The sequence below is a fragment of the Polyangium sp. 15x6 genome (genome assembly GCF_029960785.1).
Classification (GTDB): domain Bacteria; phylum Myxococcota_A; class Polyangia; order Polyangiales; family Polyangiaceae; genus Polyangium.
Map to the genome: position 1 here is coordinate 1 of NZ_JASBQE010000254.1, position 1,157 is coordinate 1,157.

At 54.8% G+C, this 1,157-nt stretch carries 2 protein-coding genes; both read left to right on the plus strand.

Annotated elements, in window-relative coordinates:
• The first annotated feature begins 244 nt into the window (after positions 1 to 244).
• A complete protein-coding gene (locus QHF83_RS53300; RefSeq protein ID WP_282425879.1) occupies positions 245 to 628 on the plus strand; it encodes a hypothetical protein in 384 nt (127 codons plus the stop codon).
• Positions 629 to 630: 2 nt separating this feature from the next.
• Positions 631 to 1,029: a hypothetical protein gene (locus QHF83_RS53305; protein WP_282425880.1), complete on the plus strand. Its 399-nt coding sequence runs from the start codon at positions 631 to 633 to the stop codon at positions 1,027 to 1,029.
• Positions 1,030 to 1,157 lie beyond the last annotated feature (128 nt).

Here is a 1,157-nt window from a genome sequence, read left to right on the forward strand (position 1 = left end):
GTTATTGTGCGGCTGCGACGAACCCGCCGAGCGCACGCCGGCGCGGCGAGCATGCGCGTGCCGCGCACGTGGCGCCTGCCATGGGCGCGGATGGTCGTCCAGACGGTGGTGGGCGAGGACTTACGACAATTTGGCACGTGCCATAGCGGATTTTACTCCACTAGGTGACATTGATAGTCTGAGCACAGCCTATCAGTCGGGGTCTCCGACTTCAGCGCTCTGGGCCGTGGCAGGGGCATTGCCAGTGGGAAAGGTCCTGAAAGTCGGGAGAGCTTTCAGGATTTTGAGAAGCGCAGGCAATCTCAAGAAGAAAAACGTAGAGACGCTCGTTCGCTACGTATCTGAAGAAGAGGTGAATGAGACATTAAAAGCGCAGGCACTTATTACGCGGAAGGGGCACCGCGGCCCCAAGCGTGTGGCCGAGGCAGGCTCGAAGATCGATCCCAAACAGCTCGGGACCCGCAAGGCGTACAGTCATAAAATTGAGCTCAAGGTACCCCATGGCACGACACAATGGCTCCGCCAATGGCCAATCGAGGGAGAGCCTCGCCGGTACGCCATACCAGAGGAAGAGCTAGAAAATTTCAACAATCGAATCCTCGAGATGCTCATCACAAAGGTACGCTAGAGATGGCCAATCCAGACTCAGAAGAAAACTTGCTGCAACTCCTGTTGGCGCTTCACCGCGGGGATGTCATGGGCGCACACGCAACTGCGCGGTTGCGTGACTGCGTTCTTGCAATTGGCTCGGCAAGTCCAGATAACATCAATTGCGCAAATCACATCGAGGTTGGTTTAGTTCGTCGTGAATTCGCACGACCAGCGCCGATCCGCTGCATCAATATAAAGAAACGTAATATCATGTTAGCGGAGGTAATAAACGTTCTTGAAGATGCGCCTATTCCAGAAGTCGTTCGTCAGGAGTTTCCTGGCCTAACAATCGCCGATTGGCGGGCTTGCTTGCGATTGGTGACGATTTTGCTTACGTGCGCAGATCATATCGAGTCGTCCGGCAACTCGCCCGAATAGCTTAGAACTCATCCCATAAACCGTCCAGTAGGTCCATCAGCTCCAACATCCCACTTTGTAGGATCAATCGACGAGGTGCGGTCCAGCGGTCGGTACATTTTTCGTGCTGGCGACATATGCAGGTGTGG

Bases quoted from the DNA above. Each gene is read 5' to 3' on its own strand.
- QHF83_RS53305 (WP_282425880.1), top strand. From the start codon at position 631: ATGGCCAATCCAGACTCAGAAGAAAACTTGCTGCAACTCCTGTTGGCG.